The sequence below is a fragment of the Bradyrhizobium sp. WYCCWR 12699 genome, assembly GCF_032144035.1.
Classification (GTDB): domain Bacteria; phylum Pseudomonadota; class Alphaproteobacteria; order Rhizobiales; family Xanthobacteraceae; genus Bradyrhizobium.
This window is the reverse complement of record NZ_JAVTJN010000039.1, coordinates 674,358-689,303: the sequence shown is the minus strand read 5'-3', so window position 1 is coordinate 689,303 and position 14,946 is coordinate 674,358. Positions and strand designations below refer to the sequence as shown.

Here is a 14,946-nt window from a genome sequence, read left to right as displayed (position 1 = left end):
GACATGTTGATCGTGCCGCAAGTGAGCTTCGAGCCCGAGCGCGCATGAGCGTATTTGTCCTCCGACGTCTGGTGACCTTGCTGGCGACGCTGGTCGGCGCCTCGCTGATCATCTTCCTGGTGCTCGACGCGCTTCCCGGCAATGCAGCGCAGATGCTGATGGGCGCGGATGCCTCGCCGGATGCGGTCCGCGCGCTCACCGTCAAGCTCGGGCTCGACCAGCCCCTGGCGGTTCGCTATCTGCAGTGGATCAAGGGCCTCTTCGTCGGCGATCTCGGCAACTCCTATGTCTACGGCACGCCGGTTGCGAGCCTGATCGCGGAGCGGCTGCTGCTGACCGTTCCGCTCGCCATCATGGCCATGACGATCACGGTGACGCTGGCGCTCTCGGCCGGCATCTACACCGCCGCCAACCACAACAAGCTCGGCGACGTCGGCGTGATGTCGTTGACGCAAATCGGCATCGCGCTGCCGAATTTCTGGTTTGCGATCCTGCTGGTCCTCTTGTTCTCGGTGCGGCTGCAATGGCTCTCGGCGGGCGGCTTTGCCGGCTGGGAGGACGGCATCTGGCTCGGTATCAAGTCGCTGCTGCTCCCCGCCGTTTCGCTCGCGGTGGTGCAGGCCGCGATCCTCGCGCGCGTCACGCGTTCCGCCGTGCTGGAAGTGCTGCGCGAGGATTTCGTTCGGACGGCGCGCGCCAAAGGGCTCGGCAAGCGCGAAGTGCTGTGGAGCCACGTGCTGCGCAACGCCATGATCCCCGTGATGACGGTGATGGGGCTGCAATTCGCCAATCTGCTGGCCGGCACCATCGTGATCGAGAACGTGTTCTACCTGCCGGGCCTCGGCCGCCTGATCTTCCAGTCGATCGCCAACCGCGACCTGATCGTGGTGCGCAACTGCGTGATGCTGCTCGCGACCATGGTCGTCATCGTCAATTTCGTGGTCGACGTGCTCTATGCCTTCATCGACCCCCGCATCAAGGTTCACGACCTGTGAGCGAGCCCCTGATCATCGATGCACCGCTCGCGACGCGCCCGCTGCCGGCGCGGACGTTCTGGCGGCGTGCGCTGCGCCATCGCAGCTTCGTGCTCGGCGGCGCGCTGAGCCTTCTGGTGCTTCTCTCCGCGTTGCTGTCGCTGGTGTGGACGCCGTGGTCGCCCTACGAAATCGACATCGCCTCGAAGCTGCGGCCGCCGTCGGCAGCGCATTGGCTCGGCACCGATTCCTTCGGCCGCGACATCGTCTCGCTGCTGCTCGCCGGCGCCCGCTCCACCATCATGGTCGGGATCATCGCCGTCAGCATCGGTCTCACCTTCGGCGTCACGCTCGGCCTGATCGCTTCGGCGCGGCGCGGCTGGACCGAAGAGGTCATCATGCGGTTCTCCGACTTCACCTTCGCCTTTCCGGCCGTTCTGTCCGCGATCATGCTCGCCGCGGTGGTGGGGCCGGGCATGGTCACCTCGATCGTCGCGATCGGCATCTTCCAGATCCCGACGTTGACCCGGCTGACGCGCGGCTCGGCCAACGCGATCTGGGCGCGCGAATTCGTGCTGGCCGCGCGTGCGGCGGGGAAGGGGAAATTCCGCATCACCGTCGAGCACGTGCTGCCGAACATCCTGTCGATCCTGATCGTGCAGGTCACCATTCAGTTCGCGCTCGCCATTCTCGCCGAAGCGGCGCTGTCCTATCTCGGCCTCGGCACGCAGCCGCCGCAACCGTCCTGGGGGCGGATGCTGAACGATGCACAGACACTGCTGTTCCAGTCGCCGATGCTCGCGGTCTATCCGGGCGCTGCCATCGCGATCGCGGTGCTCGGCCTCAATCTGCTCGGCGACGGCTTGCGCGATCTGCTTGATCCCAGACTGGCGCGGGAGCGATGACGATGGCTGAGCGCTCCGATATGCCGCTGATCGAGGTCGACAATCTCGGCGTCCGCCTCAACACCAGCCGCGGGCCGGCGCAGGCCGTGCGCGGCGTCAGTTTCTCGCTCAAGCGCGGCGAGACGCTCGGGCTGGTCGGCGAGTCCGGTTGCGGCAAGTCCGTCACCGCAATGTCGCTCATGGGGCTGCTGCCTGATAGCGCCGTGGTCTCTGGCAGCATCAGGCTCGACGGCAACGAGCTCGCCGGGCTGCCGGATGCGGATTATTGCCGCCTGCGCGGCAACCGCATCAGCATGATCTTCCAGGAGCCGATGACCGCGCTCAATCCGATGCACACGATCGGGCATCAGGTTGCCGAGCCGCTGCGACGTCACAAGAAGCATTCGGCGGCACAGGCACGCCAGGAAGCCATTGCCTTGCTCGACCGCGTCGGATTGCCCGATCCCGCGAGGCGGGTCGATGCCTATCCGCATCAGTTTTCCGGCGGCCAGCGTCAGCGCATCACCATCGCGATGGCGCTCGCGTGCGAGCCAGATCTCTTGATCGCGGACGAGCCGACCACCGCGCTCGACGTCACCATCCAGGGCCAGATCCTCGACCTCATTGCCGACCTCGTCGAGGAACGCGGCATGTCGATGATCCTGATCTCGCACGATCTCGGCGTCATCGCCGAGAACGTGCAGCGCATGATGGTGATGTATGGCGGCACCGTCGTCGAGAGCGGACCGACCGACGAAGTCTTCCGCCGCATGGGCCATCCCTATACGCAAGGCCTGTTCCGCGCACGGCCGAAGCTCGGCGCGCGCAAGGGGACGCGGCTGATGACGATCTCGGGCACCGTGCCGGAGCTGGCTGACCTGCCGGCTGGGTGCACCTTCTCCGCGCGATGTCCGCTGGTGATCGATGCGTGCCGCGCCGCGCTGCCGCCGATGGTGGAGGTCGGACCTCGCCATGGCGTGCGCTGCGTCCGAACGGACGTCTCGATGGCAGAACGTGTTGGAGCGCTGACCGCATGACCGCCGCACCGCTTCTCGACGTCAGGGATCTCGAACAGCGCTACGCGCTGCCGCGGGAGAGCCTGTTTCGTCCGCCGGGGCAGGTGCGTGCGCTCAATGGCGTGAGCATGCAGGTTGCCGCGGGCAAGAGCCTCGGCGTCGTCGGCGAATCCGGGTCGGGGAAATCGACCTTCGCGCGGCTGGTGATGGCGCTGGAGCGGCCGACGTCGGGGCAGGTCGCGCTGCTCGGGCGCGATCTCAACCGCATTCCCGCGGATGAGCTGCGCCGCGCCCGGCGCGATTTCCAGATGGTGTTCCAGGATCCCTACGGCTCGCTCGACCCACGCCAGACCATCGCGCGCATCGTGGCCGAACCGCTCACCGTGCTGGAAGGCGCGGACCGCACCACCTTCCGCGACCGCGTCGCCGCCGTGCTGCGCCAGGTCGGCTTGCGCGATGCGGACATGGAGAAATATCCGCACGAATTCTCCGGCGGCCAGCGCCAGCGCATCGCCATTGCGCGCGCGCTGATCACCCAGCCCAAGCTGATCGTCGCCGACGAGCCGGTCTCCGCGCTCGACGTCTCGGTGCAGGCCCAGGTGCTGAACCTGATGCAGGATCTGCAGGAGCAGTTCGGCCTGAGTTATATCCTGATCAGCCATGACCTCGCCGTCGTCGACTATCTCTGCGACGAGGTTGCGGTGATGTATCTCGGCCGCATCGTCGAGCAGGGCCGCCCCGAAGACCTGTTCGAGCATTGCGCCCATCCCTATACGCGGGCGCTGCTGGAGGCCGTGCCGCGGGCGCGGGCCGTCGGCGGCCGGCGGCGGCGCGGCGGCCAGGCGATCGCCTCGCAATCGGCGGCGACCGCCGGATGCCCCTATGTCGCGCGCTGCCCGCTCGCCGAGCAGCATTGCCGAGAAGCCTTGCCTGCGTTACGCAAGGTCGGCGAGGGTCACCTTGCCGCCTGCCACAGGGCGGAGGCCGTGATGGCGTTGCCGCGGACGGCCATGGAAGGTTAGCGTCCCGAGCAGGATTGGCGTAGGCTTAGGATAAAAGCAGGCCGGGGAGTTACGCATGTTCAGGAAACTATCGATTGTCGCCTTTGCCGCCGCGTTGCTGGCAGCGCCCTTGCCGGTGCTGGCGCAAAGCAAGAAGGACAGCGTCGTCATGGCGATGGCGCTGGAGCCGCCGGGGCTCGATCCGACCAATGCCGCGGCTGCCGCGATCGCCGAGGTGACGCTCTACAACATCTACGAGACCCTGACCAAGATCAACGAGGACGGTTCCACCTCGCCGCTGCTGGCCGAGAGCTGGACCGCATCGCCCGACCTGAAGACCTATACGTTCAAGCTGCGCAAGGGCGTCAAATTCCACAATGGCGAGCCGTTCAATTCCGCCGCGGTGAAGTTCTCGTTCGAGCGCAACGCCGCGCCGAACAGCACCAACAAGGACAAGAGCCTGTACCAGGCTTTCGAGAAGGTCGAGACGCCCGACGCCGACACGGTCGTGATCACGGTGAAATATTCCGAGCCGAACCTGCCGTTCCTGCTCGGGCAGGCGGGCGGCTCGATCGTCGAGCCGAAGAGCGCGGCGACCAACGTCACCCAGCCGGTCGGGACCGGACCTTATCAGCTAGGGGCCTGGGCCAAGGGCTCCTCGATCACGCTGACCAAATGGGCAGACTATCGCAATGCCTCGGCGATCAAGCTCTCCAAGGTGACGATCCGCTTCATCTCCGATCCGGCGGCGCAGGTGGCGGCGCTGCTCTCGGGCGACGTCGATGCGTTCCCGCGCGTCGCCGCGGCGCGTGCCCTGGCGCAGTTCAAGGCCGATCCGCGCTTCACCGTTCTGGTCGGCGGCTCCAGGGCCAAGACCATCGTCGCGATCAACCACCGCAAGAAGCCGCTCGACGACGTCCGCGTGCGACGCGCCATCCTCGCCGCGATCGACCGCAAGGCGATGATCGACGGCGCCGTCGACGGTTTCGGTACGCCGATCGGCAGCTTCTACGTGCCTGGTGCGCTCGGCTTTGTCGACACCACGGGCGTCAACCCCTATGACCCCGAGAAGGCCAAGAAGCTGCTCGCTGAAGCCGGCGTCACCACTCCGCTGGAACTGTCGCTCAAGCTGCCGCCGCCGTCCTATGCGCGGCAGGGCGGTGAGATCGCCGCGGCCCAGCTCGCCAAGGTCGGCATCATCGCCAAGATCGAGAACGTCGAATGGGCGCAATGGCTGTCGCAGGTGTTCGCCGGCAACGGGCCGCACAATTTCGACCTCACCATCGTCAGCCACGTCGAGCCGTTCGACCTCGTCAAGATCACCGAGCCGGACTACTATCTCGGCTACAACAACGAGAAGTTCAACGCGCTCTACAAGCAGATCGTGTCGACGCCGGAGGAGGCCGCCCGCGCCAAGCTGCTCGGCGACGCCCAGCGCATGCTGGCCACCGACGCCGTCTCCGCCTATCTCTACCAGCCGCAGCTGATCACCATCACGGCCAAGAAGCTGAAGGGCGTCTGGAAGGACGTCCCGCAATACGAGAACGATTTCTCGACCTGGTCCTGGGAGTAGGGAACGCCCGATCAAGCCGACCTCGTCGCTTCAATTCTGGCCTCTCCCCATCGGGAGGGGCCAATCTTTTTGGCGTGTCCAAACAAGAATCTGAAAAACAACCCCATGCACAGTAGCCGGGCGTAGTCATTTCAATGGCTTGCGTCTTGCGCATTCAATGCTCGAGGCGATGCGCCGGGGCATTGATCCGTCGGACAAAACACCGGCAATCCAGCTCAGCGCGTCGGCCGTCGCCGTGCAGCGGGAACGCAGCGCGGTTCCCTGCGCCAATCAAACTCTCTCCCGAATTCCTGCAAATCTCCGCCATCTACCAAAGGTAGATTCGCTCCCGGTGAAGCGTGGTCAACAACGCGTCTTGCAAAAGGAAAGCATTCTGCAGGCGTCCGGCCCGCTTCCGACAATGAAATGGGAGTTACGCCATGCAGCATCTGCCGAACGACACCATCGACGTCCTGCTCGACCAGTTTGGTCAAATCGAAACCGTCTACGGCGATCCGAACTTTCCGACCACCACGGACGCTTGGGGCGGCAACGACACCGTGACGGCAACCGTCACCCAGCCCGAAGCCGATGTCACGATCTTCGGCGACGACAATACGACGTTGCATGGCCAGTCCCACGGCGGCAACGACACTCTGACTGTTAATCTGAACTACGGCTGGAACTCGTTCCTCGTGGTCGGCGATGCCCAGGCGATGACCGACGACGCCGAGGGCGGCAACGATACGATCGATGTCCAGGCCAGGGGGCTGTACACCGACGTCCATGTTTTCGGCGATGTTGCCGGCGACATGTCGGGCAACTCCCAGGGCGGCAGTGACACCATCACGGGGGCGGTGGGCTGGCGAAGCTACGACCATCTGTATGCAGGCGATGCCGGTGGTTCCATGAGTGGCACGGCCAAGGGCGGCAATGACACGATCGACATCGACGTGGACACTCTGCAGGGCTTTGCGACGGCCAGTGGCGATGCCATCGGCTCCATCGGCGGCGATGCGCATGGCGGTAACGACAACATCACCTTCAGTTTCGGCACTGACGTCGCCATGACAGGCGGATTTGGCTACGGAGATTCGGTGACCTCGCTGACCGACAATGCCAAAGGGGGCGATGACATTCTCACACTTGCGTTCGATGGCATCGACACCGTCCAGTTTGCGCACCCGGAGCTCTTCGGCGATGCACGGACCATGTCCGGCAATGCCCAAGGCGGTAACGATATTCTCACCGGCGGGGGGACCAACGATCACCTCTATGGAGATGCCGCGAACTATGCCCCCGCAACGCCGGGCTCGATCACCGGCGGCAGGGATATCCTCAACGGCGGCGCCGGCGATGATCAGCTTTCGGGCGGAGGAAACAGCGATACCTTCGTCTTCAACACCGGCTCCGGCAACGACCTGATCACCGATTTCGATCAAGGCAACAAGGCGCTCGGCAGTACCGTGACCGAGCACGATCTGATCAACGTGCAGAATTACGGGTTTGCGGACTGGACGGCGCTGTCGAAACTGATCAGCGACAACGACGCCGGCGATGCCGTGATTCATCTGTCGGCGAGCGATACCATCACGCTCGACGGCGTCCAGGCAGCGAACCTGCATGCGGCCGACTTCCTGATCTGAGCGAGTTGCTTCGGGCGCAACGACCTCGCCCCGCCGACAGCGGGGCGAGAGGTGGGTTCCGCCTTCGACGCCCGACAGGACCACCGCCTTCCCGCCTGGACGTGCCCCGCAGCCGCCAGGCGGAGCGGGTGTGCTCCACTGGTTCTGCGTTAACCATCATCGACGGTTTCAACCTGAACGCAATCGCTTCGAAGTTTCTTAAATTTTGCCGGGTTACCACTTCGGGCATGGTGACCTGGGGACGGATATGAGCAAGCGGGCCAAGCGCAAGAAGGCGGAAACGCTCGCAATACCCATGGCCGCGAGGGTTGCAATCGGCGCCGTGGCCGTCGCCGCATTGGGGTACGGCTTGCTCTCTCGCCCGGCGAGCGTGGCACCGGCACGGAAACCATCCGCACCCCAGGCCCAGGCCTCGTCAACTCCGGTTTACGTGGCACCTCCGGTTCATGCCTCGGCGCCGCCTCCGGCTCTAGTGCCGGCCCCGGCCCCGGCGCCCCTGGTCGAACCACCGAAAGCCGCTGAGGGTCCCGGCGCTCTTGTCCGCCAAGTGGTTGACTATGCCAGCCGTCAGGTGCCTGGCACCGTAATCATCGATACCAAAAACACGTTCCTCTATTTCGTCCTGAGCGACACGCAGGCATTGCGCTACGGCATCGGTGTCGGCCGCGAGGGTTTCACATGGTCCGGTGAACAGACCGTGGCTCGCAAAGCGGAATGGCCGGATTGGCATCCGCCCGCAGAGATGATTGGGCGTCAGCCTTATCTGCCGCGGTTCATGGCGGGCGGTCCCGGCAATCCGCTCGGCGCGCGCGCGATGTATCTGGGCGAGACCGAATATAGAATTCACGGCACCAACAAGCCCGATACGATCGGGAAGCGAGTTTCGTCCGGTTGTATCCGGCTGACCAATGAAGATGTCATGGACCTCTACGAGCGGGTGAAGGTCGGAGCGAAAGTGATCGTGCTTCCCGCGAGTGTTGCCCGTCGACCATCCCAGGGAACGCCGCCCGACGCCGCTTTCCGGTTGCCTGACCCTGCATCGCCGTCGAACCGGCCCTTGGCGGCCAACGCGCAGATGCTGTCATCCGGACCGAAGGTCGCCGAGGTCAAGTAATTCAGTCCTCGGTCCGCAACCGAGGCAAGGCGGCGGCGCAACGTTCGGAAACGATGCGCCGCTCCTCTCATGCGGCTTTCGCGTCGACATTGCCGATCCAGTCGCGGGCGAGCATCACGTCGGCTTGCGACAATTGATGGCCCGCCGGCAGCACCCTGTGGGTCACGCTCGCACCTGCTTGCGAGAGCAGGGCCGCAAGCCTGGCCGAATTGCCGGCCGGCACGATCGGATCGCCTTGCCCGGACAACAGCAGGACAGGCTTGCCTGCAAGATCGGCCCTTGGCGGATCCGACAGCGGCACCATCGCGCGCAGCAGGATCGCGCCGGCCAGCACGTCCGGCTTCAGCAGCAACAGCGCGGCTGCGATGTTGGCGCCGTTGGAGAAGCCGACCGCGACAGGCGCGGCGATGCCGTAGCGCTGCCGCGCCTCGCTCACGAAGTCGCCGAGCTCTTGCGCGCGGCGGCGCACATCGTCCTCGTCGAACACGCCCTCGGTGAGACGACGGAAGAAGCGCGGCATGCCGTGCTCGAGCACGCGGCCGCGCGGCGAAAGCAGGGCGGAGCCTGCTGAGATCATGCTGCCGAGCCTGAGCAGGTCGTTCTCGTCGCCGCCGGTGCCGTGCAGCAGCAGCAGCGGAGGGGAGCCCGCGCGGGTCGCGGGCTCGAAGCGATGGATGAAGGCGTTCTCGGTCATGACGCGGTCTCTTCCAGGCTCGGCAGCACACCCTCGATCTGCTTGCGCTGGTGCTCGAGGAAAACAGGCAGCTTGAGGTCGCGTCCCAGCGTCGCGACGGGCTCGTCGACGGCGAAGCCCGGGATGTCGGTCGCGATCTCGAACAGCACGCCGCCGGGCTCGCGGAAGTAGATCGAGCGGAAGTAATTGCGGTCCCGCTGCTCGGTCGGATGCAGGCCGTGATTGCTCACGAGCTTCTGCGCCATCCGGCCCTGCTCGGCATCGTCAGCCGCGCGGAACGCGATGTGATGCACCGAGCCGCCACCCTGATGCCCGCGCAGAAAGCCCTTGGCCTCGTAGATGTCGACGACGCTGCCCTCGGCATCGCCCGGGGCCTTGAAGCGGATCACCGAGCCTTCGCGGCCGGTCTCCTTGAAGCCGAACACGTCGGTGAGAACGGCGGCGGTCTTCGCGGCGCTGTCGAGCAGCAGCGTCACGCCGTGGAAGCCGCGGATGGCATGCTCGGCCGGCACGTCGCCATTGCTCCAACCGGGCTCATTCTCGGCGCCGGGAATGCCGACGAGGGCGAGCGCCATGCCGTCAGGATCGGTGAACGGCAGCACGGACTCGCCGAAGCGCTTTTCCAGTGCCTCGTAGGCGATGCCCTTCTCGGTGAAGCGCTGGGTCCAATAGCCGAGCGAGCGTTGCGGCACGCGGAAGGCGGTCTGATGGGTCTCACCGACGCCGCGGCGTCCGGGTGACACGCCAGCCCAGGGGAAGAAGGTCAGGATGGTGCCGGGGCGGCCGGTCTCGTCTCCATAATAGAAGTGATAGGTGCCGGGATCGTCGAAATTGACCGTCTTCTTGACGAAGCGCAGGCCCAGATCCCGTGTGTAGAAGCCGAAATTGCGGATGGGGTCGCCGGCGATCGCGGTGACATGGTGCAGTCCAGACATTGTCGTCCTCCAGAACTCGAGGAGCGGTTTTGCTCTCTGGGTGGAAATATTGTTCCGCTTTGGATTGGAGACAATCCATGCAAATATGACCGCTATGTCTACGATTTGGAAACAATCGGCGGAAGCGGCCTTTGGATAAGCTCGGCAGCCTCCGGGCCTTCGTGAAAGTGGTGGAAAGCGGCAGCTTTGCCGAGGCCGGTCGGCAGCTGCGGCTGTCGCGCTCGGCGATCAGCAAATACATCGCCGACCTCGAGGAAAGCCTCGGCGTCCAGCTCCTGAACCGGACCACGCGGCACGCCAGTCCGACCGAGAACGGCCAGCGCTATTTCGAACGCGCGCTCGTCATCCTCTCGGAGGTCGAGGCCGCCGACCAGGCGGTGACGCAGGCCCAGTCGGCGCCGCGCGGGCTGCTCCGCGTCAACGCGCCGATGTCGTTCGGCACGATGCGGCTCGGGCCGGTGCTCGCCGATTTCATGGCGCGCTTTCCCGACCTGCAGCTCCAGATCGTGCTCAGCGACGACCTGCTCGATCCGGTCCAGGATGGCTTTGACGTGACCTTGCGGATCGCGGAACTGGAATCCTCCAGCCTTATCGCGCGAAAAATCATGCCGGTGACGCGCATGATCTGCGCTTCGCCGGATTATCTGGCGCGGCATGGCACGCCGAAGCATCCGCAGGATTTGCGCGACCATGCTTCGTTGACCTACGGCTTCCTGCTCACCGGCAACCAGTGGAAGCTCACAGGCAGCGACGGCGATCATTGGATCCAGCCGGCCTGGTCGCTCTGCGTCAACAACGCCGAAGTGCTGCGCGACGTCGCGATCAAGGGCAGGGGACTTGCGCTGCTTCCGGAGTTCATCGCGGCTGATGCGTTGAAGAAGGGCGAGCTGCGGACGGTGCTGGACGACTATGCCGCACCGCCGCTCGCGCTCTATGCGGTGTATCCTCCGACGCGGCATCTGTCGGTGAAGGTGCGGCTGTTCATCGACTTCCTCGTCGAGCGATTTGGCCGCGAGGACGAGGGCACGCGGGCGCGCTGAGGACAACTCATGATCGCGCCTATGTCAGGCCTCGATTTCGAGCCGAACTTCCACATCCTCACCAATGCGGGCAAGCCTGCGCGCTCGTGTCTCCGCGATCGCTGATGAGAAATCGTGAGCCATCTGTATCACTTCGGGCGCCAACTCGCCCGTGTTCACGATTTTGATCACATAAGGCGGTTTGAGAGCGTTCATCCCTCCGCCAAAAATCGAGTCGAGAAATGCCCCCACAATATCGCCATGCCATTCTGGCGCTCCCATTGCAGCCTTGAGCGCTAGTCGAAAATCCTGAGCAGTTTTCCAACTGCTTGCATCGAGTTCTATGTCGTGCATGGCATACCAAGTGATTTGTCTAGCCGATCGACCGCTGTTCGGCCGGTGCGAGCAATTCGTCCAGCGCACTCATCGAGGCCTTCTGGAGCGCTGCGAGCTTTCCCGCGGCATCTTTGCATTCAGGCGCGGACAGCGAGGGGGCGGCGTCCTCGACCTCGCGGCAGCGCTCGAACAGGCTGACGAGGCCGAGCGCGCCGGCGGCGCTGCCGAGCTGGTGGCTGAAGCGCGCGAGCTGCTTGTGGTCGCCGGTCGCTGCGGCCCTGGTGATGTCCTCGATCAGTCTGTCGCTGGTTTCCTGCAGCAGATGATGCAGCTTTGCGATCTGGGTCGGGCCCAGCAGTTCCCTCTGGTCGTCGAGGAAGTCCCGGTCGATCAAGGCGCCCACGGCGAGCCGTGCCGTGGCCGGCGCGACGTGCGGATCGTCCTCGAGCGCCTCGCGCAGCGCGTTGACCAGGATCGGCTTGCTGACGATCTGGACGATGCCGGCGTCCGCGAGCCGTTCGCGCGCGCTGGTCGACACGTCCGCCGTGACGGTGATGATGCGCGGCGTGCTCGGCAGGCCGAGCTTGGCGATCCGCGACGCGGCCTCCACGCCGTCCATGTCGGGCATGTGCAGGTCCATCAGGATGACGTGGAATGAATGATCGCGGGCGAGCGCGACAGCCGATGCACCGTTCCTGGCGATCATGGGGTGATGGCCGAGCCGTTTCAGGATCGCCTCTCCGACCTCGCAATTGACGGGATCGTCGTCGACCAGCAGCACGTTGAGCGGCCGCGACGGTGGCGGGAGCGCGCCTTGCGCGACACCGCTTGCTGCCAGCTCCAGCGGCACTTCGAAGGTGAACGTGCTGCCCGCGCCCGGCGTGCTCGCAACCGTCAGCTCGCCGCGCATCAGGCGGCTGAGGCGCCGCGCGATCGCAAGGCCGAGGCCCGTGCCGCCGAACCGCCGTGCGATGCTGTCGTCGGCCTGCACGAAATCCTCGAAGATCCGCTCGTGCATGTCGGGGGCGATGCCGATGCCGGTATCGCGAACGGTGACGCGCAGCAGGACATGATCGTCGTGCCGCCCGGCGGCCGCGTTCACGGCAATCCCGCCCGACGGCGTGAACTTGATGGCGTTGCCGATGAGGTTGAGCAGGATGCGATTGAGCCTGACGGGGTCGCCATGCACCGAGGCATGGACCGACGCATCGCAGGCCAGGTCGAAAGTCAGCCCCTTGCCCAGGGCTTGCGGACGCATCAGCTCGGCGGCCGTCTCGATCAGCTGGTCGAGGCGGAAATTGCGCGGCTCGAGCGTTTCGGTGCTGGCTTCCAGGCGGGCATATTCCAGGACGGCGTCGACCAGCGCGATCAGCGTTTCGCCCGATGCGGCTGCGGTCGCGAGGTGGCGCCGCTGGGCTTCACTGATGCTGCCGTCGTCGAGCAATTGCAGCACGCCCATCACGCCGTTCAGCGGCGTGCGCAGCTCGTGGCTGACGACCGCGAGGAAGCGCGATTTGGTTTCGTTGGCCTGCACGGCGAGGCTGCGCGCGCGCTCGGCGGCATCGTGCTCGGCCAGGGCCTGATCGCGCGCTTTCTCCAGCTCGGAGGTGCGCTCGATCACCTTGCGCTCGAGCGTCGCATAGGATTCGCGCAAGTGCGCGGCCATGCGGTTGAACTGGTCGCCGAGCGCTTCCAGCTCGTCGCCGGTCTTGATCGCGAGCCGAAGGCCGAGATCGCCGCTCCCGATCCGCCGTGCGCCCTGCGTCAGGAGCTGGATCGGCCCCGTCATGCGCCGGCTGAGAAAGAGCGAGACCAGCACCGCACCGACCAGGAGGACGACGAGGAGGAAGGTCGAACGGCCGATCGATGCATAGATCGGCGCATAGGCTTCGCTGAGCGGCAGCTCGACGAACACCAGCCAGCCGAGCGAGGGGACCGTCGCATAGGTCGACAGCACGCGCTGGCCGGTCAGATCCTCCTTGACCAATCCGCCGGAGGGCGGCCCCACGCCATCGAGCGCAGAGCGGACGTCGGCATGGCCGGAGAGGTCGCTGCGCTGCAGGGCCCGCCACAAATCCGGATGCGCGATCAACACCCCCATGCGATCGACCACGTAGGCCTTGCCGGTGTTGCCGACCCTGATTCCGGTGACGAGGTCCCAGATGAAACGCAGATTGACCTCGGCGACGATCACGTTCGGATTGCGGCCGGTGCCGCGCGTGGCGAGCGTCATGAACGGCTCGGTGTCGGCGAAGAAGTAGACCGGCCCGTAATAAGCGCGGCTTTCGTTGGCGCCGCGGAAGGCGGGCGAGGCGGACAGATCGGCCTTGCTGCCGATCCTGTCCGCCACGCGGCGGGACACCCGGACTTGCTCGAGCCCGCGCGAGTCCAGCTCGGCGATCTCCGCGATGGCCGGCGACAGGCGCAGGAGACGGATGGCGTTCAGCCGCTCGTCTTCGTTGCTCGACAGCTCCGGCGGCAGGCGGGAGAGCCATCTGATCTGGTTCTCGATCTGGCCGACGAACTGGCCGATCTGGATCGCCGCGGATGCTGCCTGCTCGCGCTGGGTTGCCGCCAGAAGCTGCTTCTGCTCGCGATAGGAGAACCAGACGTCGAAGCCGGTGTTGATGGCGAGCGCGGCAAAGGCGAGGGCGAGGATCGAGTAGAGATATTTGCGGAACAGCCGGCCGGGAGGCGTCCGCAAATGTCCCTGGTCGATCGTCTCGTTCACTCGCGGATCTCGTCGGCACGCGCGAGCAGCGTGAACGGAATGGTCAATCCGAGCGTGCGAGCAACCGTGCGGTTGATCAGGAGCTCGTATTTCCGAGGCGATTGCACCGGAAGATCGCCGGCCTTGGTTCCGCGCAGGATGAGATCGACGTAATCGGCCGAGCGCACTTCCAGCGTCGGTCCGTAGCTCATCAATCCGCCGGCATCCATGAAGTAATGGAACGGATAGATCGTGGGCACGCGATACTTGTCCGCCGCGGCGACGACCGCCTGGCGGTTGACGACGAGGAAGCTGTCGACCAGCGCAATCATCGCCGCCTTGGGCGGTTCGGAGAAGCGCCTGACGGCATCTTCGATTTCCGCCGGCGCGCTCACGGGGGCGGCGAGGACCGACACCCCGGACTCCGCCGCCTCCTGCTCGATCGAGTCGAGGAAGAAGCGTCCCGCCCGAGGTGTGGTCGCCGGATTGAACAGGACACCGACGCGTGCAAGGTCGGGCACCGCCTCCCGGATCAGTTGCAGCCATTTGCCGCCCATCTCGGCGGTGCTGTTGGTGAAGCCGGTCACGTTGCCGCCGGGATGGGCGAGGCTTTCGACAAAGCCGTTGCCGACGGGATCATTGGCGGTGGCAAAGACGACCGGAATGGTCTTGGTGGCGGCAAGGACCGCCGCGGTTTCGACGGTGGATCCCGTCAGGATCACATCCGGCTTGAGGTCGAGCAACTCCTGAATGGCCGCCTTCAGCCGGTCCGGTGCGCCGAAGCTCGAACGGAGCTCGAGGCGGAAGTTGACGCCTTCGACCCAGCCGCGCTGCCTCAAGCCGACGATGAGGCCGCCGAGGCGCGAGGTCGCGCTGTCGATCATGGCCCGCTTTGTCAGCTCGTCGTCGAGCGGCAATGCAGTCAACGATGCGACGATCCGCATGCGATCTGACGCTGCGCCGAGCGCGATCCATCCTGCGGCGGTGGCTCCCGCAAGACGAATGAGGCCGCGGCGATCGACCGCGAAAGCGGAAGGCCGTCCGGTCATGGAGTTCTTTGCATGA

13 protein-coding genes are annotated in these 14,946 nt (G+C 65.4%); 8 read left to right on the top strand and 5 right to left on the bottom strand.

Annotated elements, in window-relative coordinates:
- Window positions 1–44: 44 nt before the first annotated feature.
- The 7 genes from RPS27_RS34020 (at window position 45) to RPS27_RS33990 (ending at window position 8,187) form a co-directional block, all read left to right on the top strand.
- Window positions 45–995, top strand: coding sequence for an ABC transporter permease (locus RPS27_RS34020; protein WP_212067048.1), 951 nt, complete (start codon window positions 45–47; stop codon window positions 993–995).
- A complete protein-coding gene (locus tag RPS27_RS34015; RefSeq protein WP_194407283.1) occupies window positions 992–1,879 on the top strand; it encodes an ABC transporter permease in 888 nt (295 codons plus the stop codon). The genes RPS27_RS34020 and RPS27_RS34015 overlap by 4 nt, the downstream gene beginning before the upstream one ends.
- 2 nt (window positions 1,880–1,881) lie before the next feature.
- Entirely contained in the window at window positions 1,882–2,895 is a 1,014-nt protein-coding gene (locus RPS27_RS34010; protein WP_212067046.1) for an ABC transporter ATP-binding protein, read from the top strand.
- Window positions 2,892–3,896, top strand: coding sequence for an ABC transporter ATP-binding protein (locus RPS27_RS34005; protein WP_212067043.1), 1,005 nt, complete (start codon window positions 2,892–2,894; stop codon window positions 3,894–3,896). Before RPS27_RS34010 ends, RPS27_RS34005 begins: the two co-directional genes overlap by 4 nt.
- A gap of 55 nt (window positions 3,897–3,951) precedes the next feature.
- Complete coding sequence (locus RPS27_RS34000) at window positions 3,952–5,448, top strand: ABC transporter substrate-binding protein (protein WP_212067035.1); 1,497 nt, start codon at window positions 3,952–3,954, stop codon at window positions 5,446–5,448.
- A 419-nt stretch (window positions 5,449–5,867) separates the two neighbouring features.
- Window positions 5,868–7,073 carry a calcium-binding protein gene (locus RPS27_RS33995; RefSeq protein ID WP_212067028.1) on the top strand — a complete coding sequence of 402 codons (1,206 nt, stop codon included), beginning with the start codon at window positions 5,868–5,870 and terminating at the stop codon, window positions 7,071–7,073.
- 247 nt (window positions 7,074–7,320) lie between these two features.
- Complete coding sequence (locus RPS27_RS33990) at window positions 7,321–8,187, top strand: L,D-transpeptidase (RefSeq protein ID WP_212067026.1); 867 nt, start codon at window positions 7,321–7,323, stop codon at window positions 8,185–8,187.
- Window positions 8,188–8,254: 67 nt separating this feature from the next.
- Here the strand turns inward: RPS27_RS33990 and RPS27_RS33985 are convergent, their stop codons facing one another.
- Window positions 8,255–8,881: an alpha/beta hydrolase gene (locus RPS27_RS33985; RefSeq protein ID WP_212067024.1), complete on the bottom strand. Its 627-nt coding sequence runs from the start codon at window positions 8,879–8,881 to the stop codon at window positions 8,255–8,257.
- Window positions 8,878–9,816, bottom strand: coding sequence for a ring-cleaving dioxygenase (locus RPS27_RS33980; protein ID WP_212067022.1), 939 nt, complete (start codon window positions 9,814–9,816; stop codon window positions 8,878–8,880). Before RPS27_RS33980 ends, RPS27_RS33985 begins: the two co-directional genes overlap by 4 nt.
- Window positions 9,817–9,947: 131 nt before the next feature.
- Between RPS27_RS33980 and RPS27_RS33975 the strand changes: the two genes are divergently transcribed.
- A complete protein-coding gene (locus RPS27_RS33975; RefSeq protein WP_211417527.1) occupies window positions 9,948–10,856 on the top strand; it encodes a LysR family transcriptional regulator in 909 nt (302 codons plus the stop codon).
- Window positions 10,857–10,880: 24 nt separating this feature from the next.
- On the opposite strand, the gene RPS27_RS33970 is transcribed toward RPS27_RS33975, so the two are convergent.
- From RPS27_RS33970 to RPS27_RS33960, 3 genes are read right to left on the bottom strand one after another with little or no spacing between them, the layout of a single operon-like run.
- Complete coding sequence (locus RPS27_RS33970; protein WP_212067020.1) at window positions 10,881–11,189, bottom strand: hypothetical protein; 309 nt, start codon at window positions 11,187–11,189, stop codon at window positions 10,881–10,883.
- Between the two features lie 19 nt (window positions 11,190–11,208).
- On the bottom strand, window positions 11,209–13,902 hold the full coding sequence (locus tag RPS27_RS33965) for a hybrid sensor histidine kinase/response regulator (protein WP_212067018.1): 2,694 nt from the start codon (window positions 13,900–13,902) through the stop codon (window positions 11,209–11,211).
- A complete protein-coding gene (locus RPS27_RS33960; protein ID WP_212067016.1) occupies window positions 13,899–14,930 on the bottom strand; it encodes an ABC transporter substrate-binding protein in 1,032 nt (343 codons plus the stop codon). Before RPS27_RS33960 ends, RPS27_RS33965 begins: the two co-directional genes overlap by 4 nt.
- Window positions 14,931–14,946 lie beyond the last annotated feature (16 nt).

Coding starts and splice junctions, on each gene's coding strand:
- RPS27_RS33990 (WP_212067026.1), top strand. CDS start 7,321: ATGAGCAAGCGGGCCAAGCGCAAGAAGGCGGAAACGCTCGCAATACCC.
- RPS27_RS33960 (WP_212067016.1), bottom strand. CDS start 14,930: ATGACCGGACGGCCTTCCGCTTTCGCGGTCGATCGCCGCGGCCTCATT.
- RPS27_RS34020 (WP_212067048.1), top strand. CDS start 45: ATGAGCGTATTTGTCCTCCGACGTCTGGTGACCTTGCTGGCGACGCTG.
- RPS27_RS34000 (WP_212067035.1), top strand. CDS start 3,952: ATGTTCAGGAAACTATCGATTGTCGCCTTTGCCGCCGCGTTGCTGGCA.
- RPS27_RS33980 (WP_212067022.1), bottom strand. CDS start 9,816: ATGTCTGGACTGCACCATGTCACCGCGATCGCCGGCGACCCCATCCGC.
- RPS27_RS33995 (WP_212067028.1), top strand. CDS start 5,868: ATGCAGCATCTGCCGAACGACACCATCGACGTCCTGCTCGACCAGTTT.
- RPS27_RS33970 (WP_212067020.1), bottom strand. CDS start 11,189: ATGCACGACATAGAACTCGATGCAAGCAGTTGGAAAACTGCTCAGGAT.
- RPS27_RS33985 (WP_212067024.1), bottom strand. CDS start 8,881: ATGACCGAGAACGCCTTCATCCATCGCTTCGAGCCCGCGACCCGCGCG.
- RPS27_RS34010 (WP_212067046.1), top strand. CDS start 1,882: ATGGCTGAGCGCTCCGATATGCCGCTGATCGAGGTCGACAATCTCGGC.
- RPS27_RS34005 (WP_212067043.1), top strand. CDS start 2,892: ATGACCGCCGCACCGCTTCTCGACGTCAGGGATCTCGAACAGCGCTAC.